Here is a 22,726-nt window from a genome sequence, read left to right on the forward strand (position 1 = left end):
TCGTGCGCTCCGTGGCGGCTGTCAGTTCCCGCTCACCGTCACCGGCTCGTCGTTCTTCAGTTGTTCGACGAGTTTGGCGACCTTGGCCTTGTCCCAGCGGAGGTTGCCGCCGACGCTGCCGGCGATGGGCATGTTCATCGACTTGCCGTCGCCGCCCGTGACGCCCTTCATCGCGAAGAACATCGAGCCGAGGTCGAAGAGGCCCATGTCCTTGTCGACGATCACGGTGTCCAGGCCCGCGCTCATCGTCGGGTAGAGCTTGAACGGGTTGATGATCGTGCCGGGGGTGGCCGTCTGGCTGGCCAGGGCCGCGAGGAACTTCTGCTGGTTCTTCGTGCGGTCCAGGTCGCTGCCCGCGAAGGCGTAGCGGGTGCGGACGAAGGCGAGGGCCTGTTCGCCGTTGAGGGTCTGCTTGCCGGCCTGGAAGTCGGCGCCGGACTTCTTGTCCTTGAACGCCTTCGGGATGTCCATCTCGACGCCGCCGATCGCGTCCACGATGTTGGCGAAGCCCGCGAAGCCGATCTCGACGTAGTGGTCGATGCGCAGGCCGGTGTTGTGCTCGACGGTGCGCACCAGCAGTTCGGGGCCGTCCTCGGCGTAGGCCGCGTTGAGCTTGGTGTGGCGGCCCTTCCCGGCGTACTTCTTGCCGGACTTGGAGCCGACGAACGAGGGGATCTCGACGTCCGAGTCGCGCGGCAGGGAGATCAGGGTCGGGCCGTTGCCGCCGTCGTGCAGGATCATCATCGAGTCCGTGCGCTTGCCCTCGGCGGAGCCGGTGTGCAGCTTCTTCTTGTCCTCGTCGGACATGCCCTCGCGGCTGTCGGAGCCGACGATCAGGTAGTTGGTGCCGTCGCCTTCCTCCGGGCGGTCGATGACCTTGCTCAGGTCGACCTCGCGGCGCAGCTTGCCGTCGGCCCAGAAGTACGTGGCGACCGAGGTGACGAGGAGCACGGCGACCAGGGTCAGGACGGTCCACTTGATGCGGCGGCCCCAGTTGGGGGCGGGGCGCGGGGAGCGGCCGCCGCCGTCCTGTCCGCCGCCGCGGCCGCCGCCGTAGACCTGGCCGGTGTTGTAACCGTCGCCGTGCCCGCCGGCGTAGTTGTTGCCGTACGGGTCGGGGCCCTGGCCCTGGGGCGGGACGGAGGGGCGGCGGCGCGGCGAGAGGTGCGGGGGCAGCGGCGGCTCGGGCGGCTGCTGCCCCGGCCCGGGGTAGGGCCCGCCGGGGCCACCGGGGCCACCGGGGCCGTTGGGACCGCCACGCCGGACGTGCGGCATGGCGCGCGCGCCCTCCGGCTCGGCGCCGCTGCCACGTCCGTACCGGTCTCTGTTGTCGGACCCAGGCCACTCGTTCATGGGGGAAGTCTGCCTGTCCTACGGCTCCCCCATACAGGGGAGGTACGAGATCGGGCCGCCGCTGTTGCAGAGCTGATGCAAAGTGACGCGGAGCGCCGCTTGCGCAATGGGGACGGAGGTGATCAATCCGGCATGGGTGTCCCCCCCCCGATCAGGGGAGGCCGGAAGGGGTGGGGGCGGTGGCTTGTGGCCGATGGTGGTGGAAGGTTTTCGGAGCGTGAGCGGGGTGGAGGTGGTGCGGGGTGGGCGCGGGGGAAGGGATGCGCGCCCCGCGCATAAAGTGGGCGCATGACCGATCTCGTCACCACCGGCCCGGAGGCCGACCTTCCGGGCAAGCCCACTTCCGTCTCCCGGACGACGCTGTCGCACATCATGACGGCAGGCGACACCAACCTGCTGGGCACGGTGCACGGTGGCGTGATCATGAAACTCGTCGACGACGCGGCCGGCGCGGTCGCGGGGCGGCACTCCGGCGGGCCCGCGGTCACCGCCTCCATGGATGAGATGGCCTTCCTGGAGCCGGTCCGCGTAGGGGACCTGGTGCATGTGAAGGCCCAGGTCAACTGGACCGGGCGGTCCTCGATGGAGGTCGGGGTGCGGGTGCTGGCCGAGCGCTGGAACGAGTCCACGCCCGCGACGCAGGTCGGTTCGGCGTACCTGGTGTTCGCGGCGGTGGACGAGGAGGGCAAGCCCCGCCCCGTACCACCGGTGATCCCGGAGACCGAGCGGGACAAGCGCCGCTACCAGGAGGCCCAGATCCGCCGCACCCACCGGCTGGCCCGGCGCCGCGCGATCAAGGAGCTGCGGGCGCAGCGGGTGGCGGACGGGATCGACGACGCGTAGGGCGGTGCGGCGCGGCGCGGGGTTCAGTCCCCTTCGGGGCGGGCCAGGTCGAGGATTGCTTGCGCGTCGGTCGTGCGGGAGCCTTCCCAGAGCAGTACGCGGTCGGCGCCGGACTCGGCGAGGAGCTTCTCGGCGAGCCGGGTCTCGCTGCCGAGGGCGCGATGCACGACGTCCTGACCGCTGCTCCGTACGGCCCAGGTGCCGCCGTCGCGTACGTCGAGGCGCCAGGTGTAGCGGACGCGTTCGCGCAGGATGCGGTAGACGTACGAGGGCGTGACGGCGAGGCCGCGGGCGATGGCGGGCGCGTCGAGGCCGTCCGCCGCGGCCTCCAGGACGAGGCGCGGCAGGGCGGCCTCGGTGATCTTGTACGCGCGGCGGATGCGGCCGGCCTCGGTGAGGGTGAGGTCGTCGGCGCTGATGTCGAGGTCCGGGACGGGGGCCGACCGCGGCGGTCGCGGCGCGGGGCCGGGGGCCGGGGCGTGGTTGAGGCGTTCCACGTCGGCCTGGAGGGCGGCTTCCTCCTGTTCCAGCCGGGCCCGCTGCGCGGACAGGCGTGCGGCTCGGGCGGTCAGGTCCTCGTGGCCGGAGTGCCGCGGAGCGCCCGGAGTGTCCGGCACCTCGCTGTCCGGCTGTGCGCGCTGGAACTGCTGCATGACGACGGCGATCTGGTCGAGGAACCACCGGTCGCTGAGTGGTGATCGTTTTTCACCCATGGGCGGGGACTGTACTGAGTACACGGCGCCTCGGCAACCGGGTTCACGACTGGTGGCCCGGTGGCTCGGGGCACGCTGCCTCGTCGCCGGTCAGCGTTCCGAAGTCGCCGGCGGCCGACAACTGGGTCGGGTCGTCGGAGCGCACCCGGTGGACCCCCTTGAAGTCCTTGCCGACGGTGACCCGCAGCACCGGGCCCTGGCCGGGCACCTGGCGCAGGGCCGCCCCGGGCAGGGCGGCGGCGAGGGAGCGGACCGAGCGGTCCCAGCGCGGGTCGTAGGCGATCACGGTGCGCCGTACGCGGGTGGCGGCGTTGCCCGGGGTGCCGGTGGTGTCGAAGCCGGTGGCGCGCAGCGACTTGTCCACCGCGCGGCCCAGCCCCGTCCGGCCCGCGCCGTTGTCGACCTGCACCCGGACGGTGGCGGGCGGTACGTCCACGACCGTCGCGCGCTGCCGGCCGGACCGCCGCACGGCCAGCGGCCGGTCCTCGCGCAGCGCCTGGAAGAGCTGCTTCGCCTTCTCCTCGTTCCACATCACGGTCGAGCCCACGTTGGGCACCTGGAAGTCGATGTCGCCCAGCGGCACGGAGGCGAACTCGGACGACGACGGGTTGAAGCCGCGCAGCGCCTGGCCGAGGTCGACCAGCTCGTCCGCGCCGAACCCCTCGTCGGCCCGTACGGACTCCAGCAGCGCGTCGGTGATCTCCTTGAACTGGACCGGGTGGAGCAGCGCGCCGGAGCTGGTGATCTTGTGCATGAGCGCGGCGAGGAAACGCTGCTGGCGCTGCATCCGCCCGAGGTCGGAGGCGCTGTCCAGGTGCCGGGCGCGGACGTACTGGAGCGCCTGGCCGCCGTTGAGCCGGGAGCGCCCGACGGGCAGGTCCAGGCCGCTGTAGCTGTCCTTCAGGGGGCGGTTGGTGCAGACGTTCACGCCGCCGACCGCGTCCACCGTCTTCATGAAGCTGGTGAAGTCGACCTCCAGGTAATGGTCGATGTGCACCCCGGTCATCCGCTCGACGGTCCGGATGGTCAGGCCGGGGCCGCCCTCCGCGTACGCCGCGTTGAGCTTCACGGGGTGGCCGTGGTGGTGCTTGCCGGTGGTCCCGTCGGTGTGCGGGGGCGTCTGCGCGTACGAGTCGCGCGGCAGGCTGACCACGCTGGCGCGGTTCCGGTCGGCGGACAGGTGCACCATCATGATCGTGTCGGTGCAGTGGCACGGCTCGCCGCCCAGGTGGTACCGGCGTTTCTCCTCGGGGGAGAGCTTGTCCCGGCCGTCCGTGCCGACGACCAGGAAGTTCATGCCGTCCCCGCCGCTGTTGTCCGGCCGGTTGCCCAGGCCCTTGAAGGCGTCCACCCGGGCGATGCCGTCCTCGACGCCTGTGACCATGGCGTGCCCGACCCCGCCCGCGGCCAGCAGCAGCAGCGAGACGCCCGCGGTGATGCGCAGGCCCCAGCGGGGCCGCCCGCCCCGTCGCCGGTGACGGGCGCGCGGGCGGGGCGAGCGGTGCGGTGCGGTCATGGGGACACCTCCGCGGCAGGGTCGGGGCGGACGGAGTGCGGGAGCGGGGTGGGGGAGGGGTACGGCGACGGGGTGGATCGGCGGGGACGGGATCGGGGTGAGAGGAACCGTTTCCGTGGCCGGACGGACCGGCTCCGGACGGGAAGGAGGGGGCCGGGTCACCGTAGGCCCATATGATCGGCTGTAAAGCACCACACGCCGGGCGGTGCCCCCAGGGCCACCCGCCTGCCGTCGGCCCCCGTCCCCCATAAGCGGTAACGTGACCGCGATGAACGCCACGCCACCGCAGCAGCTCCCGGCCGTCTCCGTGATCATGCCGGTGCTCAACGAGGAACGTCATCTGCGCAGCTCGGTCCAGCACATCCTGGAACAGGAGTACGCCGGTGAGATGGAGGTGGTGATCGCGCTCGGGCCCTCGACGGACCGTACCGACGAGATCGCCGCCGAGCTGGTCGCCGAGAACGCCGCGAACGAGCGGGCCCGGGTGCTGACCGTGCCCAACCCCACGGGCCGCACCCCGGCCGCCCTGAACGCGGCGATCAAGGCGTCCCGCCATCCGGTCGTGGTGCGCGTCGACGGCCACGGCATGCTCTCGCCCGACTACATCGCGACCGCGGTCCGCCTCCTGGAGGAGACCGGCGCGCAGAACGTCGGCGGCATCATGCACGCCGAGGGCGAGAACGCCTGGGAGGACGCGGTCGCCGCCGCGATGACCTCCAAGATCGGCGTGGGCAACGCGGCCTTCCACACGGGTGGCGCCGCGGGCCCGGCCGACACGGTCTACCTGGGCGTGTTCCGGCGCGAGGCGCTGGAGCAGCAGGGCGGCTACAACGAGGAGTTCATCCGCGCCCAGGACTGGGAGCTGAACTTCCGCATCCGCGAGGCGGGCGGGCAGATCTGGTTCTCGCCCGAGCTGAAGGTGCAGTACCGGCCGCGGCCCAGCGTCCGCGCGCTGGCCAAGCAGTACAAGGACTACGGGCGCTGGCGCCACGTCGTGGCGCGCTACCACTCCGGTTCGATCAACCTGCGGTACCTGGCGCCGCCGACCGCCGTGTGCGCCATCGCGGCGGGCGTCGTGGTCGGCGCCCTCGTCACGCCGTGGGGCTTCGCCGTCCCGGCCGGGTACCTGGCCGCCATCGCGGCGGGTTCGGTCCCGGCGGGCAAGGGGCTGCCGCTGAAGGCCCGCGTCCAGATCCCGGTCGCCCTGGCGACCATGCACATGTCGTGGGGCTGGGGCTTCCTGACCAGCCCGCGGTCGCTGGCCGAGAAGGTCATCGCCAGCCGCCGCCCGGCGGTGCCGGCGCCGCAGCCGGCCGCCGCGGAGTGACCGTGCGGGTGGCCCGCGCGTCCGGCTTACGCGGCCGCGTCCTCCGGGATGCGGCCCGCCGGGCGAGCGGGCCACCACGCAAGCCGCGGCTGTCATGCAGCCCACGGCCGCCACACACTTCACGGGCGTCACACACCTCACGACCGCCCCTCAGTTCACACGCAGCCCCTCCCGTCACAGCGGTCAATACGGGCTGGGCACAGGCACCCCGGCGCGGCTACGATACGTGTCACGATCATCACGTACCGTGCCCGGCGATCGGCTGGAGGTGCCCCCGTGCGTCCCTGGGCGGCGCTGGTTGTCCTGCTGTGCGGCACGTTCCTCGCCAACCTCGATGTCTTCATCGTGGTGGTGGCGATGCCCGCGCTGGAACGGGACCTGGGCGCGGACGGCAGCCAGCAGCAGCTCGTCCTCGCCGGTTACCAGTTGGTCTACGCGCTCGGCCTGGCCGCCGGCGGCCGGCTGGGGGACGCGCTGGGCTCCCTGCGGGTCTTCGGCCTCGGCATGGCCGTCTTCACCGCGGCCTCGGTCGTCTGCGGGGCCGCGCCCACCACGGCCGTCCTGGTCCTGGCCCGGCTGTTCCAGGGCGCCGGTACGGCCCTGATGGTGCCGCAGGTCTACCGCGCGGCGCGGACCCTGTTCACCGGCGCGGCGCAGCGCAGGGCGTACGCCGCGATCGGCGCGGTGATGGGACTCGGCGCGATCGGCGGGCAACTGCTCGGCGGCTGGCTGCTGTCGGCGGACGTCCTCGGCCTCGGCTGGCGCGCCGTCTTCCTCGTCAACGTACCGGTGGGCGTCCTGGCGCTCACCCTCCTGCCGTGGGCGGCGGGCGGGCGCCCGCCGGCGCGCCGCGAACCGGTGCGCGCCGACCTGCCCGGCCTGGGCCTCGCGGCGGCCGCGCTCGGGCTGTTCTCCGTCCCCCTGGTGGCGGGCGGCACGGGCGGCATGGTGTGGTGGGGACCGGCCTGCCTGGCCGCCTCCCTCCCGGTCGCCGCCTGCTTCCTGCGCCACGAACGCGCGCTGGACGCCCGGGGCGGCTCCCCGCTCGTACCGCCGCGGCTGCTGGGGCTCGCCGGCTTCCGGCGCGGCATCGTGCTGATCGTGCTGGTCAACTGCGGGCTCGCCGCGTTCGTCCTGATGCTCGGACTGCTGCTCCAGAAGGGCCTGCGCTGGAGCCCGCTGGCCACCGGAGCGGGCATGGTGCCGGCCGCGGTCGCGTTCGCCGCCGGCTCGCTGATCGCGCCGCGGCTGGCCCGCGGCGCGGAGGTGCGGCTGCTGGTCCTGGCCTCCCTCGCCGCGACCGCCGGGTACGCGGGCTGCGCCGTGAGCGCTCTCGGCACCGACCCGCGCTGGCTGCTCGGCGCGGTGTGCGCCGTCGGCGGCGCGCTGGGCCTGTGCGTCACCCCGGCCCTGTCCGTGACCCTGCGCTCCGTGCCGGAGCCGGTCGCGGGCGCGGCGTCCGGCGTGGTCTCCACGGCGCAGCAGCTCGGCGCCGCGCTCGGCGTGTGCGTCTACGGCTTCCTCTTCTTCGCCCAGGTCCGCGCCACGGCCGACGTGGTCGCCGCCTTCGCGGTCACCACCACCGCGCTGACCACGACCTCGGCGGCCGCCGCGGTGCTCGCCCGCGGCCTGCCCCCGGCGGCCGCCCCCGCCGGCCTGCCGGAGGACGTCCTCGGCGCACCGGCGGCGCGCGACCTCCCGATGTGACACCGGACCGATTCCCCGACCGTACGGAGACACGCTTGTCCCCCCATTCCCGGACCGCCGCCGTGCGGCCGAGCCCCGAAGCCCGGCTCGCCGAGACCGTCCCGCAGGTGAGCCGGTACGTGGCCGGGCTCCTCGACGCCTACCGGCCCCGGTACGCGCACCTGCGGCCCGCGCTCGAACGGCTCGTCACCCACGGCAGGCGGTCCCCCTCGAAAGCGCGCTGCCGCTCCTGGTGCACGGCGCCGTCGAGGGCACCCTCGAACCGGCCGTACCGGTGGCCGGGACGCACACCCTGTGGTGGCGGGCCGCCAACACCTTCGACGACGTGTCGGACGGCGACACCGGCGCCCGGCTGTACGGCGACGCCCCGGCGGCCGTCATGACGGCGGCTCTGGAATGCGGCTACGCCCTGCCGTTGCGCGCCCTGGCCGCCCTGCCGGTGCCCGGAGCCCTGCGCGAGCGCCTGACCGCGGACTACCTCGACGGCTGGACCGCCGCCTGCGACGGGCAGGTCGGCGACCTCCTCGGCACACCGACCGGGACGAGCCCCGAGGAGGTGCTGACGGTCTACCGGCACAAGAGCGGCGCGGTCTACGCCATGGCCGCCACGATGGCGGCCCGCCTCGCACTAGGCGCGGACGGCGCAGACGACCCGCGGGTTGCCGCCTGGGGTGAGTTCGGACAGGCCGTCGGGATACTCGCGCAGTTCCGCAACGACGAGGACGACCTGCGCTCCGGCCAGAGCGAGGACCTCGGCAACCGCACCGCCACCTACCTCCTGGTCCAGTTGCTGCACGCGGCCACCGGCACGGACCGGGAGCAGGCGCTGGAACTCCTCGGCCGGGCCGCCGACTCGCCCGCCGACCGCCGCCGGCTGGCCGCCATGATGTTCGCCCCGGACGTCCTCGCCCCGTACCGGCGCCTCCTCGCGGACGTCCACCACCGCGCCCACGCCCTGCTGGACACCCTCGCCCCCGACTCGCCCTTCACCGCGTCCCTGCACCGGCGCGTGGACGACGAGGTACGGACCACCGCGAACGCCTGTGCGCCGGCGGGCCCGCACGGTACGCACTGCACCCTGCCGCCGGGCCCGGCGGTGCCGCCCGGCCGCACCCCTGCGCGGTCCGGTCAGAAGGTGTAGGCGGGGTTCACCTTCATACAGGCCTTCTTGTCCTCGCCGTTGAGGGCGTCGGCACTGTCCGGCGCCTTTTCGGCCTCCTTCTTGTCCTCCGACGGCTTGGGGAACGCCGTCCCCCTGCGCCAGTCGTTGCCGATCACCAGCCGCATGGTGGTGGCCGAACGCGACTCCTTGACCGAGTCCTTGGGCAGGCCGAGGGCCTTCGCGAGGGCGAGGGCGTCGCCGCGTCCCTCCTTGGCCGGGTAGGTGATCGTGGTGTCGGCCTGGGTGATGAGGCGGGAGTCCGTGGTGGCGCTCGTGTAGCCGAGGGTTCCCAGGTGGCCGGCGATCACGTTCGCACGGCCGGAGACCGGGCCGGTCACCGTGCTGTTGGTGCCGTTCTGGACGACGACGTCCAGCTTGTCCTTGGCCGTCGTCGGCTGCGGATCGGGCGTGGGCTTCTTCTTCTTGTCCTTGCCGTCCAGCGCGGTGTCGTTGCGCAGGAGGGAGAAGGTCTGCTCGGCGTCGCCGGGCTTGGGTACGACGTACTCGCCGCCCGCCGCGTACTGCCACGGCATGGTGACCATCGTGATCCGCTCGGTCGGCACCCGCTGGAGGTCGCCGCCCAGGTCGTACAGCTTCTTGACGCTGCCCAGGCCCTCGTCCACGGTCAGCGCCTTGGTGGCGGCCTCGGCCAGGTCGCGCAGCTTCAGCGGGTCGGTGAGCTTGGTGCCCGCCTTCAGCTCGCGGACCATCGAATTCATGTACATGTGCTGGGCCTTGGCCCGGCCGATGTCGGTGTTGTCCTCGAAGCCGTACCGGGTGCGCAGCCACTGGAGGGCCTGGACGCCCTTGACCGAGTGGGTGCCCGCGGTGAGCTTCAGACCGCTGCCGTGGCCCTTCTTGTCGTGCGAGTAGACATTCTTGTCCACACACACGGGTACGCCGCCGATCGCGTCCGCCATGTCCACCACGCCGGCGAAGTCGACCATCATGAAGTGGTCGATGTAGATGCCGGTCAGCTCCTTCCAGGTGGCGACGGTGCAGCCGGGACCGCCGTGCTGGAGCGAGGTGTTGATGGCCGCGGTGGTCTGCGGGTAGACCTTGCCGTCGTCCGGGTCCTTGCACTCCGGGATCGGCACGCGGGTGTCGCGCGGGATCGAGATGACCGACATGTTGCTGCGGTCGGCCGAGACGTGCAGCAGCATCTGCACGTCGGCCAGCGGCTTGCGGTCCGCGTCCTGGCGGGCGCCGCCCAGCTCGATGTTCTTCTCGCTGTTCCGGCCGTCCGAGCCCAGCAGCAGGATGTTCAGCGGCGTCTGCCCGAAGGCGTTCGGCTCGGGTTTCTCCAGGCCGCCGGAGCCCAGGTCGAGGGCGTCCTTGCGGAGGTTGCTGTTGAGGTGCTCGTAGTACCAGTAACCGGCGCCGGCCGTGCCGACTATCAGCACGGCCAGGGTTATCGCGCTCCAGCGCAGGACGCGCCGGGTTCTGCTGCGGGGTCTGCGCGCGCGACGGGTGCCCTTGGCTTCGGGCTCGGAGCCGTCGGCGGGGGAGGGGCCGGGGTCCGCCGCGTCCTTGAGGGCGGTGGCGGTGGGCGTACCGGTGGCGGCCGTACCGGCGGAGGGTGTGCCCGTGACTGCCGCTGCGGGGGTCTGGCCGGCGGCGCCCGTGGCCGGGCCCGCGACGCCGCCCGTGATCACGGGCGGACCCGTCACCCCGCCGGTGATCACCGGCGGGACGGGCGCGCCGCCGCCCGCCGACGGCGTGCCGGTGCCGCCGGGAGCTGCCGGGGCGGCCGACGCGGCCGGAGCGTCCGGAGGAGGCGTGCCCCCTTGGTCCGCCGGTCCCGGCGCACCGGACTCAGGCGAACCGTTCCGCCCGCTTCCGTTCCCGTTCCCGCTTCCGTTCCCGTACAGGCTGTCGTCCCAGCCCAGATCCTCGGCGTCGGGCCGGCGCCGTTGTGGCCCGTCGCCACGCGCACTGCTGTGCCGCATTGGGTTTCTCCCCCGTCGGTCGGCGCCGGTCACGGCGGCCGGGGCTCGCTTGGTCTTTCCGGCTGCCCCGTGCAGCCGCGGACCGGCCGGGGGCCCGGCCGGTGTCCGGCTACTTGGCGCAGATGTTCTGGTCGTCGGCGTTCACGTTCTGCACGCCGTCCGGCGTTTTCGTCGGCGCCTCGATCGACTTGCCCGGTCCCTTGAAGTCCTTGCCCAGGATCAGCTTCATCGGGACCTTGGGTCCCGCGTCCGCGGTGGTCTTCTTCAGCGCGCTCTTGGGCAGGCCCATCCAGTCGGCCAGGGCTGCCGCCTGGTCGGCCTGGTTCGGCGCGTACTCCAGCCGGGTGGCGGCCAGCTTCGTCGGCGCGTTGCCGGCGTTGGTCGACAGCTTCGCGGCCTTGCTGTTCTGCAGCCAGTCCACCGTCTCCTGGGCGGCACCGATCGGTCCGCCGCCGTTGCTGACGTCCACCCGGACCTTGTCGGCCGGGGCCTTGGGAACCTTCTTGTCGTCCGAGGTGCCCTTGCTCTTCTTCTCCTTCGTCTTGGACAGCGAGTGGTCGGCGCGGATCATCTGGAACAGCGGTCCGGCCTTCGCCTCGTCCAGTACGACGGTCGCGGGGTCCTTCGGGTTGTCCAGGACGGGAACTGTGGCGAAAGTGATGTTTTTGATGTCGACCCGGCTGAGGTCCTTGGCGAGGTCCACCAGCTTGCCCGCACTGCCGATCCCGGTGTCCACGGTCAGCGCCTTGGTGGCGGCCTGGGCCAGGTCGTAGAGCTTCGGCACGCTGGTCAGGGTGTCGCCGGACTTCATCTTGCGGATCATCGAGCTGAGGAACTGCTGCTGGAGCTGGATGCGGCTCAGGTCGCTGCCGGTGCCGACGGAGTGCCGGGTACGGACGAAGGCCAGCGCCTGCTCGCCCTTGACGACGCTCTTGCCCGCCGGCAGGTGCAGATGGGACTTCGGGTCGTCGATCGGCTTCGCGGCGCACACCTCGACGCCGTCGACCGCCTCCGACAGCTCCTTGACCGCGTTGAAGTCGGCCATCATGAAGTGATCTATGGACAGGCCGGTCATCTTCTCGACGGTGCGCCAGGTGCAGCCGGGGTCGCGGTCCTCCTGGCCCAGGCTCGTGTTGAAGCGGACGTTGTGCTGCCCCGGGATGGTCCGGGTGGCGCCGTCCTTCTTCGTCGGGCAGTCCGGAATGTCGGTGATCATGTCGCGGGGGATGCTCAGGGCCGTCGCGTTGGAGCGGTCCTTGGAGATGTGCATCAGGATCGTGGTGTCCGCGTGCCCCACGCTGCCCGCGTCGCCGTAGCCCTGGTTGCCCTTGCCGGAGCGGGCGTCCGTGCCGATGACGAGGATGTTGACCGGGCCGTCCTTGACCGCCGGGTTCTCCTTGCCGACGTCGACCTTGGAGATGTTCCCGTTCAACTGCTGGTACAGGAAGAACGCGCCGCCGCAGCCCGCGACGAGGACGAAGCCGAGCGCGCCGGACGTCCAGTAGAGCGCCTTCTTCTTCGTGGACTTCTTCGGCTTGGGCTTACGACGGCTCGGCGCGCCGCCGCCGGGCGGCGCGGAGCGGTTCCCGGCCCGCCGGTCACGCTGCGCGGGCAGCTCGCGGGTGTCGGTGTCCCGGCCGGGCGCACCGCTTCCAGAACCGTTTTGCCCCGTACGGCTGCCGGGCCGCCCCGAACCGCCGCCGGGCTGTCCCGTACCGCCGCCGGGCGCGGGCGTGCCCCCCTCGGGCCGCGGCGTGCCACGGCCGCGGCCGGGCGCCGGCCCCTTGCGGCCGGCCGGCTGCGTCGCCGGGGCGTCGCCGGGGTCCAGCCGCAACTCGTAGGTGCCGGTGTTCGGGTCGAACACCCACTGATCGGCGGGATCGATGTCGTCCCCTCGCCCACGGCCTTGCGCGTCCACGGTGCCTTGTGTCCTCCGTCGGTGCCACGCGGCGCCTCCCCCTCAAGGCGCTCGGTCGGTCGGTTGTGCAATGCGCGGTCAGCCTGGTCGTGCGGACCGGATCGCTCACACTATCCGCCCGGTTCGGCGTCGAGCGACGCCCGTGACACATTCCACTCCCCTACAACTGGGCAATTCACCCCATCTTTTCGACAGCTTTCGAGCGGCCGGACGCAAATTTTTGCCGAGCTTTCAGCGACAGATGCCACGTTCGGCGGTGGTTCCCCGGAACGTGGGTGTCGCGGACGGGAGGGCGGAACCGTCCGACGCGTCGCCCGCGGAATCCTTACGCGATCCGGATGCCGGGCGCGGTGAATGCGGCGCGTCCGCCCCGCCCCGCGCCCGGCCCGGTACGGCGGACGCCGCGGGAGCGGGCGAGGGGGTCGCCGAAGGGGGCCGTACGGTCACCGGGCGGTCCTTGCCCAGTTGCCGGAAGAGCTGGTCGGCGTCCGGCTGGACGAGTTCGTCGCGGTCGGGGTCGTAGCGGTACTCCCGACGCGGAACGGTCAGGAACTGCACCTTGTCGGTCGGGATGCTGCGCATACCGCGCACCCATTCGTACAGCCCCCGCAGCGACGCCAGCCCCTCGTCGGTGGTCAGGGAGCTGGTCGCGGCGTCCAGCAGCGGATAGAGCCGCCCGGGGTGCAGCAGGACGCCGTTGCTCTGGACCTTGTTCACCAGCGCCGCCAGGAACTGCTGCTGACGCTCCATGCGCATGGTGTCGCTGCCGTCGCCGAGGGTTTTACGGGCCCGGACGTAACCGAGCGCCTCTTCCCCGCGCAGCGTCTGCCAGCCGGCCGGCAGCCGCAGATGTGCCTCGTCGTCATTGACGGGGCGTTCCAGGCAGAGGTCGACGCCGTCCACCGCGTCCACCATTTTCTTGAATCCGGCGAAATCCACGATCATGTGGTGGTCGATGCGAATGCCGGTCAGCTTCTCGACCGTACGGATCGTGCAGGCCGCCCCCGCGAACTCGAACGCCCAGTTGAACTGGATGAATTGCGGCACCGACTGCTTTCCGTCGGAACGCTTGCAGGCGGGAATGCGCACCATCAGATCGCGCGGGATGCTGACCGCCGTCGCGCTCCTGCGGTCCGCCGCCGCGTGCAGCAGGATCGCGGTGTCCGAGCGCTGGGTGCCGTTGTCCTCGCCGTACTTGCCGTTGGACTCCCCGGAGCGCCGGTCGGAGCCGATCAGCAGGACGTTCTCCGCGCCCCCGGGCTCCGACTTGGGCCGCTCCGCCTCGTACTTCTCCAGCTCGTTGCGGGTGTCGTGGTCGGTACGGATGTTGCCGTCCAGCCTGGTGTAGAGCAGCCAGCCGGTGCCGGTCGCGGCCAGCAGCAGCCCGGCGAGCCCGAGGGCGGTCCAGCGCGCCCATCGCCGTCCGGGGCGCGGACCGGTGGCCGTCGCGCCGCTCTCCGCGGTGAGGTCCAGCGGCGGGGCCGCGGGCGGGGCCGGGCGTGCGCCCGGCGCGCCGTCGGCGTCCCGCGGGCCGGGCCGGCCGGAAGGGTTCTCCGGGCTGTCGCTCACGTGTGCGTCCCCATCCCTCCGGAGTCGGCGTCCCGCCCACGCGGGCCACCGTCCGGGGGCGGACGGGCGGGCCCGCAAGGGCGTCCGTATCCCAAGATCATGACCCGCCCGGCGCGTACCGGCCCCTCACGGAGGGTCAGGCGTGCGCCGGACGGGGGAAAGGGGGGCGGGAGTCCGTCCCGTCAGACCGCGCGGTGCGTCACCCGCTCGCTCTCCTCGCGCCGCGCCAGGCCGTCCGCCGCCAGCCGCTCGACATTGCGGCACAGGACGACCGAGCCGCCCGCGGCCAGCGGGGCGAACAGTCCGGCGGACAGGCCCGCCCAGGTGTCGTACGGCAGGCCGGACAGCAGCCGGGACCCCTCGCCCAGTCCGCGCTCCGCGGCGTCGGCCAGCGCCGCCGCCACGACCTCGGCGCCGGTCAGCTCCCGGCCGTCCACGGCGAGCGCCGGGTCCTGCGGGGAGACGGGCGCGTACGGCGCGAACCGGTCGCCCTGGCTCGGCACCTCGACCGCGTAGTCCGCGAAGCCCTGCGGCGCCTGCGGGAAGCGGCCGCCCAGCGGGCGCAGCGCCAGCGCCACCCGCTCGCCCGTGCAGGCGCGGGCCTCCTCCAGGGTGTCGGGGCCGCTCACGACGAGGTCCGCCGCGCCCGGGTCGCCGCCGACGTCCGCGACCACGCCGACCGAGGAGCAGGCCAGCAGCCAGACGGCGGTCTGCCAGTGCGCGGGCAGCAGCAGTGCCAGGCGGTCGCCGGGTTCGGCGGCGAGGTCGCCCTGGAGGTAGTTGGCGGTCTTCGCCACCCAATTGGCGAAGGTGGCGACGGACAGTTCCACGCGCTCGCCGGTGGCGTCGTCGTAGAAGGTCACGAGCGGGCGGGCCGGGTCCGCGGCGAGTGCGGAACGCAGCAGGTCGGCGGGGGTGCGATCGGTGGTGTTCATCGGCGTCAGGGTACGCGCGGGGGCGGCCGCCGGTCAGCCGGACGGCGGGCGGGTACGGGGCACCCGGGCCGACGCGCCGTCAGTTTCATGAATGGCATGTTATGTCCCATTCGTTCACGCTTTCTCCATGCGTGCCATTCTTGCTACCTCGATCGCCGTGACGTGCACCGCGGCCCTCGCCCTCCCGCTCGCCCTGCCCGCCGGGGCGACCACCGCGAGCCCGGCCGGAACCTCCGCCGCCGGTACGTCCGACGGGCGGCCCGCACCACGGGCCGGACAGCCCGCACGGACCGGACAACGGCCCGCTCAGGCCGCCCCCGCCGGCATCCCCGGCAGCACCCGCTCCCTGCCCCTGCGTCCCCTGCACACCTCGGACCGGAGCGCGTCCTCCGGCGCCCAGGGCCGGTCCGCCCGCGGTGTCGCCCCGTTCTCGATGGTCGGCGTCGTCTGGGACGACCCGGCGGCCGAACTGCACGGCGACGTCCAGGTCCGTACCCGCCCCGTCGGCGGCACCGGCTGGTCCGGCTGGCAGGACGTCCAGGCGCACGACGACGACGCCCCCGACCCGCGGTCCGCCGAGCGCCGGGGCGGCTCCGTACGGGGCAGCACCGCGCCCCTGTGGGTGGGCGCCTCCGACGCCGTGGAGCTGCGCGTCCTTCCCGAGCGCGACGGCGGCCGGACGGCCGTACGGCGCGCCCTGCCCGCCGGGATGCGCCTGGAACTGGTCGACCCCGGCCAGGACACCCCGCAGGTGCGGGCGGCACGGACCGGTGAACAGTCCTCCGGCGACCGCCGCCCGAAGCCACCCCGCAATTCCGGAAGCGTCGGCTCCGCCCTCGACGCCCTGCTCGGCGGCGTCTTCCGCCTCCCGGCGCTGGGCAAGCCCGCCGGCCCCGGCGACGACTACGACGACGAGCCCACCCCCCGCCCCACCGCCACCTCACGCCCCACCACCCCCCGTTCCCACGTCGGCCCGCGCCCCGCCATCGTCACCCGGGCCGGCTGGGGCGCCGACGAGCGGCTGCGCGAGCGGCAGTTCGCGTACACCAGGACCGTCCGGGCGGCCTTCGTCCACCACAGCGCCACCGGCAACAACTACACCTGCCGGCAAGCCCCTTCGGTGCTGCGCGCCATCTACCGCTTCCACGTCAAGAGCAGCGGCTGGCGCGACATGGGCTACAACTTCCTCATCGACAAGTGCGGCACCGTCTACGAGGGCCGCGCGGGCGGCGTGGCCAAGCCGGTGATGGGCGCGCACACCCGCGGTTTCAACCAGAACAGCATGGGCATCGCTGTCCTCGGGGCGTTCGAGAATGCAAATCCGCCCGCCGCGGCCGTGTCCGCGGTGGCGAAACTGACGGCCTGGAAGCTCGGCCTGTACGGAGTCGACCCGCGCGCCGTCACGACCCTGGTGTCCGGCGGCGGCAACCGGTTCCCGAAGGGCACCAGGGCTAAGCTGCACGCCATCTCGGGGCACCGGGACGGCTTCAACACCAGGTGCCCCGGTGAGCGCCTGTACAGAAAGCTCGGCACCGTGCGCGATGCGGCGGCCCGCCTCCAGGGGCGCTGAAAGTCCGTTCGAAAGTATCTGCCTACACTGGTCCGCCGACCGGCCGACCCCAGCAGGAAGCAGAGAAGCCAAGGTGACTGAAGCGATCCTCCTGGTCGGCGGCAAGGGCACCCGGTTGCGCCCGCTGACGGTGCACACGCCCAAGCCGATGGTCCCGGCCGCCGGTGTCCCCTTCCTCACCCACCAACTGGCGCGCGCCCGCGCCGCGGGCGTGGAGCACATCGTGCTGGCCACGTCCTACCTCGCCGAAGTGTTCGAGCCGTATTTCGGCGACGGGTCGGCGCTCGGTCTGCACCTGGAGTACGTCACCGAGGAGGAGCCGCTGGGCACCGGCGGCGCCATCCGCAACGTCGCCTCCCGCCTGCACTCGGCACCCGGCGACCCGGTCCTGATCTTCAACGGCGACATCCTCACCGGGCTGGACATCGCGGCCCTGGTGGACACCCACCGCACCACCGGCGCCGACGTCTCGCTGCACCTGACCAAGGTGGCCGACCCGCGCGCCTTCGGCCTGGTGCCGACCGACGGGACCGGCCGGGTGACCGCCTTCCTGGAGAAGCCGCAGACGCCCGAGGAGATCGTCACCGACCAGATCAACGCGGGCGCCTACGTCTTCGACCGCTCGGTCATCGACACCATCCCGGCCGGCCGCCCGGTCTCCGTCGAACGCGAGACCTTCCCCGGCCTGCTGGCCGACGGTGCCCACCTCCAGGGCATGGTCGACTCCACCTACTGGCTCGACCTGGGTACCCCGCAGGCCTTCGTGCGCGGCTCCGCCGACCTGGTGCTGGGCCGCGCGCCGTCCCCGGCCGTCCCCGGCCGCTGCGGCGACCGCCTGGTCATGGACACCGCCGACGTGGCACCCGACGCCAAGATCACCGGCGGTTCGTCGGTCGGCCCCCGCGCCCGGGTCGGCGCGGGCGCGCGCATCGACGGCAGCGCCGTCCTGGAGGGCGCGGTCGTCGAGCCGGGCGCCCGCGTCCGCGACTCGCTGATCGGCGCCGGGGCGCGCATCGGGGCGCGCACGGTGCTGGAGGGCGCGGTCATCGGCGACGGCGCCCGCATCGGCGCCGACAACGAGCTGCGGGACGGCATACGGGTGTGGTGCGGCGCCGAGATACCCGAGGCGTCGGTCCGCTTCTCCTCCGACCAGTAGGCCGGAGGCCGGAGGACGGCACACGGGCACCACCCGGGAGGCCGCCCGTGCCCGGCCCCCTCAGGAACCCCACCAGAACCTGGGCCCCCGCCACCGCCCACCCGCATCACTTACCCTGGCCGGATGCCCGCCGCCCTCCGCCGCACCTGGACCCCGCCCGGTCCGTACGACCTGCACCGCACCCTCGGTGTGCTCGGTCGCGGCCCCGGCGACCCGGCGTTCCGGGTGGTGGACGGCGCGGTCTGGCGGGCCAGCCGTACGCCGCGGGGGCCGGCCACCTTGTGCGTACGGACCCTGCCCGGCGCCGGGCAGGTCGAGGCCGAGGCGTGGGGTCCCGGGGCCGAGTGGATGCTGGACGGGTTGCCCGCCCTGCTGGGGGAGGGCGACGATCCCGCGGCCTTCACCCCGCGCCACCGCCTCGTCCACGAGGCGCGCCGCCGCCACCCCGGCGTACGGCTCGCCCGCACCGGCCTGGTCCTGGAGTCACTGATCCCCTCGATCCTGGAGCAGAAGGTCACCGCCGACGAGGCGTACCGCGCCTGGCGCCTGCTGCTCCAGCGGCACGGCGAGCCCGCGCCCGGCCCGTTCGAGCGGCTGCGGGTGATGCCCGATCCGCGCGGCTGGGCGCTGATCCCGTCGTGGGAGTGGCACCGCGCGGGCGTCGACCACAAGCGTTCGGCCACGATCCTGCGCGCCGTACGGGTCGCCCGCCGCCTCGAAGAGGCCGCGGCCATGGACCTCCCGGACGCCCTGCGCCGGCTCCAGCTCGTCCAGGGCATCGGCCCGTGGACGGCCGCCGAGGCACTCCAGCGCTCCAACGGCGCGCCGGACGCGATCACCGTCGGCGACCTGCACCTGCCGCGCATCGTCGGCTACGCGCTGACCGGGCGGCGCGACGGCACCGACGAGCAGATGCTCGACCTGCTCGCCCCGTACGAGGGACAGCGGCACCGCGCCGCCCGCTTCATCCTGCTGTCGGGCCGGACCCTGCCGCGCCGCGCCCCGCGCTTCCCCGTGGGGGACATCGCCCGGCTGTAGTGCCGGCCGGGCGGTGCCCCCGCGCGTACGGGCTCAGCGCACCACCACGAAGTCGTCCCCCGAGCGGTCCGGCCGCGGCCGGGGCGGTGCCGCCGGGCGGCCCACGGCCACCGCGCCCATCGGGTCCCAGTCCGCCGGCAGGTCCAGCGCCTCGCGGACGACGTCGCGGCAGAACATCGTCGAGGACACCCACGCCGACCCCAGCCGCTCCCCGGCCAGCGCGACCAGGAAGTTCTGGATGCCGGCGCCGTTGGCGACGACGAACATCTCCCGCTCGGCCGCGCTGCGCCGCGCGTCCGGATACGTGTGCGAGCCGTCCATGACCAGGCAGGGCACGACCAGGTACGGCGCGTTGCGCAGCACGTCGCCCCGGCGCACCCGCCTGGCGATCGACTCCTCGCTGAAACCGTCGCCGCGCAGGTCGGCGATCCAGGCGTCCCGCATGGCGTCCAGCAGCCCGGTGCGGGCCTCCTCGGTCTCCAGCAGGACGAACCGCCAGGGGGTGGTGTGGTGCGGCGCGGGCGCGGTGACGGCCGCGGCGACCGCGCGCCGGACCGCGCCGGGGTCCACCGGGTCGTCGGTGAACTCGCGGACCGTACGCCGCAGGGTCACCGCTTCCCGTACGGCCTCGGAGGTGCCCAGCCGGAACATGTCGTTCGGGGCGGAGCGCACCAGGTCCCGGGCCCCGGCGTCGTCCGCGTCGCCGTCCGGGCCGTCCTCGCGGACCACGTGCGGCAGCCCGCGGACCACCGCCACCGGCAGCCCGGCCGCCTTGCCCTTCACCAGGTCGCCCGCCGCCGCCAGTTCGTCGGCGGTGGCGACGATCGTCGCGCTGAGCGGGTTGCCGTACGCGTCCGTGCCGCCGCGCAGGTCGTCCAGCACCCGGACCCCGGCCGCGCCGATCGCGACATCGGTCAGCCCGCTGCGCCACGGCCGCCCGAAGGTGTCGCTGACGACGACACCGACCCGTACGCCCAGCGCTTCCCGCAGCCCGTCGCGGATGGCGCGCGCCGAGGCGTCCGGGTCCTCGGGCAGCAGCAGGACGGTGCCGGCCGGCGTGTTGGAGGCGTCGACGCCCGCCGCCGCCATGACCAGGCCCTGCCGGTTCTCGACGATGCGCAGGGTGCCGCGGCGCGCCACGACCCGTACGGTCTCCTGGTCGATGGCGGCCTCGCGGTCGGTGGCCTCCATGATCCGGCCCTCGGCCTTGCTGATGATCTTCGAGGTCACCAGCAGGACGTCACCGTCGGCGAGACCGGGCAGCCCGTCGGCGGTGGCCGCGGCCGCGATGATTTTGGCGAGGTCGTCGCCGTCCCGCACCTCGGGGATGCCGGGCAGCGCCCACACCCGGTAGGCCGGGGCCTCCCCGGGGGCGCTCGGGGCGGCCGGTGCGGGCCCGGAGGCGGTCACGCGCGGACCTCCTCGGCCAGCGCCAGGGCCGCCCGGGCCATCGCGGCCGTCGCGTCCAGGTCCGTCATCATCAGCGGTACGGCCTGGCAGCGGATGCCTGCCTCCTCGACCTCGGGCACCGCGCCCGCGTCCACCGTGTCGACGAGCCAGCCGTCCAGCAGGCCGGAGCCGTAGTGCTTGGCCACCGCGGCCGCCGTCGACTCGACGCCGACCGCCGCGAGAACCTTGTCCGCCATCCCGCGCACCGGCGCGTCCCCGACGATCGGCGACAGCCCGACCACCGGCACCCCGGCGTCCGCGATCGCCTCCCGGATGCCCGGCACCGCCAGGATCGTGCCGACGCTCACCACCGGGTTGGACGGCGGGAAGAGCACCACGTCGGCCTCGGCGATCGCCTCCAGCACGCCCGGCGCGGGCTTGGCCTGCTCGGCGCCGACCGGCACCACCGCGTGCGCGTCCACCGAGGCGCGCAGCCGTACCCAGTACTCCTGGAAGTGGACGGCCTTGCGCTCGCCGTCGACGTCCACGGCGACATGGGTCTCGACCCGGTCGTCGGACATCGGCAGCAGCCGCACGCCCGGCTTCCACCGCGCGCACAGCGCCTCGGTCACCGCGCTGAGCGGGTAGCCGGCGCCGAGCATCTGGGTACGGACGATGTGGGTGGCGAAGTCGCGGTCGCCCAGCCCGAACCACTCGGGCCCGACCCCGTATGCCGCCAACTCCTCCTTCACCCGGAAGGTTTCGTCGGCCCGGCCCCAGCCCTGCTCCTCGTTGATGCCGCCGCCGAGCGTGTACATCACGGTGTCGAGGTCGGGGCAGACCTTCAGCCCGAACAGATGGATGTCGTCACCGGTGTTGCCGATGACCGTGATGTCGGCGTCCGGCGCCGCTGCTTTCACACCCCGCAGGAAGCGGGCGCCGCCGATGCCGCCGGCGAGAACCACAATGCGCATGGTCCCAGCATGTCAGCCGGTGACCGTCTCGTGGGAGGCGCCCGCCGCGCACCGGGCGCTGTGCATCGGCATGTCGGTCAGGCCGGGGAAGTACACGTGCAGGCTGACGGCGGGGGTGAGCGCGGTGTTGACGACCTCGTGGACGTACCCCGGGGCGAAGACGCGCTGCGCGCCGGCCGTCAGCGTCCGGTCCCCGCCGGTGGTGCGCTCGTTCAATTCGCCCTCCAGGACGGTCAGTACGCCGGAGGAGGGGCCGTGGTCGTGCCGTCCGCTGCCCTGACCCGGCAGCCAGCTCAGCAGCCACACCTCGTAGCCCGGCCCCCGGCGCAGCCGGTGGTACCAGCGGGTGGTCGCGCCGTAGCGCACCAGCGGGGCCCAGGCCGCGTGGTCGGCGGCGATCTCGCGGGCGAGTCCGGCGAAGCCGGCGACGGTGGCGGGGTGGGCGGGGACGGGCGGGAGCAGGTGCGGGATCGCGAGCGGGTCGCCGGCGATCTGGACGTCGCTGTTCATGTGCGGGATTTCCTCGGCAGGGTGCTCAGGTGGCGCGGATCGGGTGCCGCGAGGCGTGCGCCGCGGCGCACGGGGTGCGCGCGGCGGGCACGGAAGCCGTGCGGCCGGGTACTGCGGGAAACAGGAAGCTGGAGCTCGGTGGCGTCAACAGCTCGAACAGCGACAGCGGGCCTGGGCAGCACAGCGGGACCCGTAGGAACGGGTCAGGCGGAGCGCAGGAATCGCTGGCATGCATGCAAGGAGACCGGGTACTCGGCCCCGTGTCAACCGGGTGTCTGTTTTGGGGGATATGTTTCACCTCATCCGGTTACTGCGGGCGGCGAAAGGTTTGTGCAGAGGCGGTGCGGAGCAGACGGGCGACATCCGCGCACTCCCGCGCGCCGTTGCGGTCTCGTGACCTGAATGTGACCTGTTTCGCTTCGGCGAGCGCGCTGCAACGGCTGCGCCGCCCGTCGCGTCCTTGGGTGTGAGAGAGGAGTTACGGGTGATGCGGCTGGGGAAGTGTCCTGTTTTTTGCCGATTTGAACACTTTCTGCATAGGCTTGGTTCCGCAGAGTGAATAAGGGGCCCAATAGCAGATCTCGGCTTGACTGGCCCGGATCGGCACACTTGTAATTTCACTCGTGTCGTTCAGCCGTCATCGGTAACGGCTGCATCACGGGGACGCAAAGACAGACGAGGGGCGCACATGACCGAGCTGTTCCAGGAATTGCTGGTCGAAGAGGCGGACGAGGAGCTCGGCTGGCAGGAGCGCGCGCTGTGCGCCCAGACCGACCCCGAATCCTTCTTCCCGGAGAAGGGTGGCTCCACCCGCGAGGCCAAGAAGGTCTGCCTCGCGTGCGAGGTCCGCTCCGAATGTCTCGAATATGCCCTCGCCAACGACGAACGCTTCGGCATCTGGGGCGGACTGTCCGAGCGCGAGCGGCGCCGGCTCAAGAAGGCAGCGGTCTGACGTCCAGTGCGACGGCCCGGCTGCCGGGCCACCGATTCTCCCCATATCCCCCTATAGACAACGGTCCGCCTCCGGAGCCCGGCTGCCGGCGGCGGACCGCTGTGTACGCGGCAGACGGACGCGCACCGCCGAAGCATTAGTGTGG

Annotated in this window: 18 protein-coding genes; 8 read left to right on the top strand and 10 right to left on the bottom strand. The window is 73.1% G+C overall.

The features are described from left to right. Positions 1-21 precede the first annotated feature (21 nt). Entirely contained in the window at positions 22-1,353 is a 1,332-nt protein-coding gene (locus tag EJG53_RS24875) for an LCP family protein (protein WP_125046611.1), read from the bottom strand. A 288-nt stretch (positions 1,354-1,641) separates the two neighbouring features. On the opposite strand from EJG53_RS24875, the gene EJG53_RS24880 reads away from it, so the two are divergent. Beyond that, positions 1,642-2,196: an acyl-CoA thioesterase gene (locus EJG53_RS24880; protein WP_125046612.1), complete on the top strand. Its 555-nt coding sequence runs from the start codon at positions 1,642-1,644 to the stop codon at positions 2,194-2,196. A 23-nt stretch (positions 2,197-2,219) separates the two neighbouring features. Here the strand turns inward: EJG53_RS24880 and EJG53_RS24885 are convergent, their stop codons facing one another. Together EJG53_RS24885 and EJG53_RS24890 are read right to left on the bottom strand one after the other, a co-directional pair. Continuing rightward, a complete protein-coding gene (locus EJG53_RS24885; protein WP_125046613.1) occupies positions 2,220-2,909 on the bottom strand; it encodes a hypothetical protein in 690 nt (229 codons plus the stop codon). A 43-nt stretch (positions 2,910-2,952) separates the two neighbouring features. Continuing rightward, complete coding sequence (locus EJG53_RS24890; RefSeq protein ID WP_125046614.1) at positions 2,953-4,425, bottom strand: LCP family protein; 1,473 nt, start codon at positions 4,423-4,425, stop codon at positions 2,953-2,955. A 268-nt stretch (positions 4,426-4,693) separates the two neighbouring features. On the opposite strand from EJG53_RS24890, the gene EJG53_RS24895 reads away from it, so the two are divergent. From EJG53_RS24895 to EJG53_RS24905, 3 genes are all read left to right on the top strand, one after another. Further along, positions 4,694-5,752 carry a glycosyltransferase family 2 protein gene (locus EJG53_RS24895; RefSeq protein ID WP_125046615.1) on the top strand — a complete coding sequence of 353 codons (1,059 nt, stop codon included), beginning with the start codon at positions 4,694-4,696 and terminating at the stop codon, positions 5,750-5,752. Between the two features lie 276 nt (positions 5,753-6,028). Beyond that, positions 6,029-7,459 (top strand): MFS transporter, encoded by a 1,431-nt coding sequence (locus tag EJG53_RS24900; protein WP_167515163.1) that lies wholly within the window; start codon positions 6,029-6,031, stop codon positions 7,457-7,459. Between the two features lie 232 nt (positions 7,460-7,691). Then, entirely contained in the window at positions 7,692-8,600 is a 909-nt protein-coding gene (locus EJG53_RS24905) for a polyprenyl synthetase family protein (RefSeq protein WP_244955315.1), read from the top strand. Here EJG53_RS24905 and EJG53_RS24910 read toward each other — a convergent pair. The 4 genes from EJG53_RS24910 to EJG53_RS24925 all read right to left on the bottom strand — a co-directional run bounded on the left by EJG53_RS24910 (position 8,588) and on the right by EJG53_RS24925 (position 14,992). Beyond that, on the bottom strand, positions 8,588-10,570 hold the full coding sequence (locus EJG53_RS24910; RefSeq protein ID WP_125046617.1) for an LCP family protein: 1,983 nt from the start codon (positions 10,568-10,570) through the stop codon (positions 8,588-8,590). The two genes, EJG53_RS24905 and EJG53_RS24910, sit on opposite strands and share 13 nt — an antisense overlap. Before the next feature lie 109 nt (positions 10,571-10,679). After that, the gene (locus EJG53_RS24915; RefSeq protein ID WP_125046618.1) at positions 10,680-12,488 is read right to left on the bottom strand and encodes an LCP family protein; all 1,809 of its coding nucleotides are present in this window, start codon (positions 12,486-12,488) and stop codon (positions 10,680-10,682) included. Between the two features lie 231 nt (positions 12,489-12,719). Beyond that, a complete protein-coding gene (locus EJG53_RS24920) occupies positions 12,720-14,057 on the bottom strand; it encodes an LCP family protein (protein ID WP_125046619.1) in 1,338 nt (445 codons plus the stop codon). A gap of 182 nt (positions 14,058-14,239) precedes the next feature. Further along, positions 14,240-14,992, bottom strand: coding sequence for a TIGR03089 family protein (locus tag EJG53_RS24925; RefSeq protein ID WP_125046620.1), 753 nt, complete (start codon positions 14,990-14,992; stop codon positions 14,240-14,242). Between the two features lie 127 nt (positions 14,993-15,119). Between EJG53_RS24925 and EJG53_RS24930 the strand changes: the two genes are divergently transcribed. The 3 genes from EJG53_RS24930 (at position 15,120) to EJG53_RS24940 (ending at position 18,756) form a co-directional block, all read left to right on the top strand. After that, the gene (locus tag EJG53_RS24930; protein ID WP_125046621.1) at positions 15,120-16,562 is read left to right on the top strand and encodes an N-acetylmuramoyl-L-alanine amidase; all 1,443 of its coding nucleotides are present in this window, start codon (positions 15,120-15,122) and stop codon (positions 16,560-16,562) included. Between the two features lie 73 nt (positions 16,563-16,635). Further along, the gene (gene manB, locus EJG53_RS24935; protein WP_125046622.1) at positions 16,636-17,718 is read left to right on the top strand and encodes a mannose-1-phosphate guanylyltransferase; all 1,083 of its coding nucleotides are present in this window, start codon (positions 16,636-16,638) and stop codon (positions 17,716-17,718) included. Positions 17,719-17,841: 123 nt separating this feature from the next. After that, positions 17,842-18,756, top strand: a complete 915-nt coding sequence (locus tag EJG53_RS24940) for a DNA-3-methyladenine glycosylase family protein (protein ID WP_125046623.1) — start codon at positions 17,842-17,844, stop codon at positions 18,754-18,756. A gap of 33 nt (positions 18,757-18,789) precedes the next feature. On the opposite strand, the gene EJG53_RS24945 is transcribed toward EJG53_RS24940, so the two are convergent. The 3 genes from EJG53_RS24945 to EJG53_RS24955 are packed head-to-tail and all read right to left on the bottom strand — an operon-like array spanning position 18,790 to position 21,629. Then, a complete protein-coding gene (locus EJG53_RS24945) occupies positions 18,790-20,166 on the bottom strand; it encodes a coenzyme F420-0:L-glutamate ligase (RefSeq protein WP_125046624.1) in 1,377 nt (458 codons plus the stop codon). Continuing rightward, positions 20,163-21,119 (bottom strand): 2-phospho-L-lactate transferase, encoded by a 957-nt coding sequence (cofD, locus tag EJG53_RS24950; protein ID WP_031011772.1) that lies wholly within the window; start codon positions 21,117-21,119, stop codon positions 20,163-20,165. The genes EJG53_RS24945 and cofD overlap by 4 nt, the downstream gene beginning before the upstream one ends. A 12-nt stretch (positions 21,120-21,131) precedes the next feature. After that, positions 21,132-21,629: a cysteine dioxygenase gene (locus EJG53_RS24955; RefSeq protein ID WP_125046625.1), complete on the bottom strand. Its 498-nt coding sequence runs from the start codon at positions 21,627-21,629 to the stop codon at positions 21,132-21,134. Positions 21,630-22,317: 688 nt separating this feature from the next. On the opposite strand from EJG53_RS24955, the gene EJG53_RS24965 reads away from it, so the two are divergent. Next, positions 22,318-22,581: a WhiB family transcriptional regulator gene (locus EJG53_RS24965; protein WP_003983763.1), complete on the top strand. Its 264-nt coding sequence runs from the start codon at positions 22,318-22,320 to the stop codon at positions 22,579-22,581. Positions 22,582-22,726 lie beyond the last annotated feature (145 nt).

The sequence above is a fragment of the Streptomyces chrestomyceticus JCM 4735 genome (assembly GCF_003865135.1).
Taxonomy (GTDB): domain Bacteria; phylum Actinomycetota; class Actinomycetes; order Streptomycetales; family Streptomycetaceae; genus Streptomyces; species Streptomyces chrestomyceticus.

Coding starts and splice junctions, on each gene's coding strand:
- EJG53_RS24875 (WP_125046611.1), bottom strand. CDS start 1,353: ATGAACGAGTGGCCTGGGTCCGACAACAGAGACCGGTACGGACGTGGC.
- EJG53_RS24880 (WP_125046612.1), top strand. CDS start 1,642: ATGACCGATCTCGTCACCACCGGCCCGGAGGCCGACCTTCCGGGCAAG.
- EJG53_RS24885 (WP_125046613.1), bottom strand. CDS start 2,909: ATGGGTGAAAAACGATCACCACTCAGCGACCGGTGGTTCCTCGACCAG.
- EJG53_RS24890 (WP_125046614.1), bottom strand. CDS start 4,425: ATGACCGCACCGCACCGCTCGCCCCGCCCGCGCGCCCGTCACCGGCGA.
- EJG53_RS24895 (WP_125046615.1), top strand. CDS start 4,694: ATGAACGCCACGCCACCGCAGCAGCTCCCGGCCGTCTCCGTGATCATG.
- EJG53_RS24910 (WP_125046617.1), bottom strand. CDS start 10,570: ATGCGGCACAGCAGTGCGCGTGGCGACGGGCCACAACGGCGCCGGCCC.
- EJG53_RS24925 (WP_125046620.1), bottom strand. CDS start 14,992: ATGAACACCACCGATCGCACCCCCGCCGACCTGCTGCGTTCCGCACTC.
- EJG53_RS24930 (WP_125046621.1), top strand. CDS start 15,120: ATGCGTGCCATTCTTGCTACCTCGATCGCCGTGACGTGCACCGCGGCC.
- EJG53_RS24940 (WP_125046623.1), top strand. CDS start 17,842: ATGCCCGCCGCCCTCCGCCGCACCTGGACCCCGCCCGGTCCGTACGAC.
- cofD (WP_031011772.1), bottom strand. CDS start 21,119: ATGCGCATTGTGGTTCTCGCCGGCGGCATCGGCGGCGCCCGCTTCCTG.
- EJG53_RS24955 (WP_125046625.1), bottom strand. CDS start 21,629: ATGAACAGCGACGTCCAGATCGCCGGCGACCCGCTCGCGATCCCGCAC.
- EJG53_RS24965 (WP_003983763.1), top strand. CDS start 22,318: ATGACCGAGCTGTTCCAGGAATTGCTGGTCGAAGAGGCGGACGAGGAG.